We start from the raw sequence: 1,344 nt of genomic DNA, 5'->3' as shown, positions 1-1,344 counted from the left end.
GCCGGCGAGTGGCCGCCGCGCGGCGCCCGGCCCGTCGACGTCGACGAGGCGTACGAGCGGCTGGCCGCCGCCGGGCAGGAGTACGGCCCGGCGTTCCGGGCCCTGCAGTCCGGCTGGCGCCGGGGCGACGAGCTGTTCGCCGAACTCGCCCTGCCCTCCGGCGTCACCGACCCGGGCCACCTGGTGCACCCCGTCCTGCTGGACGCCGCGGCCCACCTGCACCACCTGCTGCGCGAGGACGCCGACCGGGCCCACACCACCGTCGCGTGGAGCGGCCTGACCGCGCACCGCGCGTCGGACGGCCCCCTGCGGGCCGGCCTCGCCCCGGCCGGGCCCGGCCGGCTCGCCCTGCACCTCGCCGACGCCGACGGCGAGCCCGTGCTCGACGCCGTCCTCACCACCCGTCCGCTGGACGCGGCCGACCTCGCCGCCGCCCGCTCCACCGGCACCCTGCTGCGCCTCGGCTGGGCGCCCGTGGCCGCCGGCGCGTCCGGGCACACCGCCGACGAGGGCGGCCACGCCCACGGGTGGGCCGTACTCGGCACCGACCCGTACGCGACGACCGCGCCCGACGGCTCCCCGGCCGCCGTGCACCGCGACCTCGACGCGCTCGACGCCGCCGCGGGTGACGGCCCGGCCCGGCCCGCACTCGTGCTCCACCCCGCGGCCGTCCTCCCCGCCACGGCTGTTGCCGCGCCCGTCGACGGGACCGACCGGGAGCCCGCCGCCCGCACCCTCGCGCTGCTGCGCCGCTGGGCGGCCGACGAGCGCTGGTCCGCGAGCCGGCTCGTCGTGGTCACCGAGGGCGCCGTGGCCACCCCCGATCGGCCCGCCGATCCCGCGCAGGCGGCCGTCCTCGGCCTGGTGCGCGCCGCGCGGGCCGAGCACCCCGGCCGGTTCGCCGTCGTCGACCTGGACGGCGGCGAGGAGTCCCGCGCGGCCCTCGGCGCCGCGCTGCGCTCCGGCCACGCGGAACTGACGGTCCGCCAGGGCATCCCGTACGCCCCCGCCGCGGACACCGTCGCCGCCCGCCCGTCCGCCGAGCGGCCCTTCGCCACCGGCACGGTCCTGCTCACCGGCGCCGACCTGCCGGCCGGCGCCGCGCTCGCCCGGCACCTGGTCCGCACCCACGGAGCCCGCCACCTGCTCCTGGCCGGGACCGGGCACCCGGCCGGAGGCACGGCCGAGAACGCGACCGGGCTCGGCGAGCTGGCGGCGGAGCTGCGGGCGCTCGGCGCCGAGCGGGCCGCCCCCCCCCCCGGGGGGCCGCGCCGCGGGGCGGAGCGCGCCACGGGGTGCCCCGGGTTTGGGCGGGTTGGGGGGGGGGGCCACCCCAGGGAACCC

The 1,344-nt window shown here is 82.1% G+C and carries 1 protein-coding gene; it reads left to right on the top strand.

Features of this window, described 5'->3' with window-relative positions; genetic code table 11:
• The coding region (locus tag AB0E96_RS41205; protein WP_359831971.1) for a polyketide synthase dehydratase domain-containing protein at window positions 1–1,344 on the top strand (1,344 nt) is incomplete at both ends.

It is taken from the genome of Kitasatospora sp. NPDC036755, from assembly GCF_040636595.1.
Taxonomy (GTDB): Bacteria; Actinomycetota; Actinomycetes; order Streptomycetales; family Streptomycetaceae; genus Kitasatospora.
Note: the sequence above shows the minus strand (reverse complement) of the source record. Positions and strands in the feature narration are given on the sequence as shown.